At 73.2% G+C, this 585-nt stretch carries 1 protein-coding gene; it reads left to right on the top strand.

The window, feature by feature from the left end; all coding sequences use genetic code 11:
* Nucleotides 1–585, top strand: a 585-nt coding sequence (locus D588_RS25725; protein WP_043086475.1) for an Ig-like domain-containing protein, incomplete at both ends; no start/stop codon positions are given.

Here is a 585-nt window from a genome sequence, read left to right as displayed (position 1 = left end):
CAGACGACGGCCGATGGCGCCGGCAACTGGAGCGTGACCCCGGGCGCCGCGCTGCCGGATGGCACCGTCGTCAATGCCGTGGCCACCGATGCGGCCGGCAATGCCAGCCCGCCGGCGTCCACCACGGTCGATGCGCTGGCGCCGGCGGCGCCGGTGCTGCAGCCGAGCAACGGCACGGTGATTGTCGGTACGGCGGAAGCGGGCGCGACGGTGACGGTGATCGATGGCAATGGCACGCTGATCGGCCAGACGACGGCCGATGGCGCCGGCAACTGGAGCGTGACGCCGGGCGCCGCGTTGCCGGATGGCACGGTGGTGAATGCTGTGGCCACCGACGCGGCCGGCAATGCCAGCCCGCCGGCCTCCGCCACGGTCGATGCGCTGGCACCGGCGGCGCCGGTGCTGCAGCCGAGCAACGGCACGGCGATCGTCGGGACCGCGGAGGCGGGTGCGACGGTCACCGTCACCGACGGCAATGGCAACCTGATCGGGCAGACGACGGCCGATGGCGCCGGCAACTGGAGCGTGAGCCCGGGTGCCGCGTTGCCTGACGGTACCGTGATCAACGCCGTCGCCACCGATGCA

It is taken from the genome of Xanthomonas sp. SHU 308, assembly GCF_000364645.1.
GTDB lineage: Bacteria > Pseudomonadota > Gammaproteobacteria > Xanthomonadales > Xanthomonadaceae > Xanthomonas_A > Xanthomonas_A sontii.
This window is presented reverse-complemented; position numbering and strand designations above follow the sequence as displayed.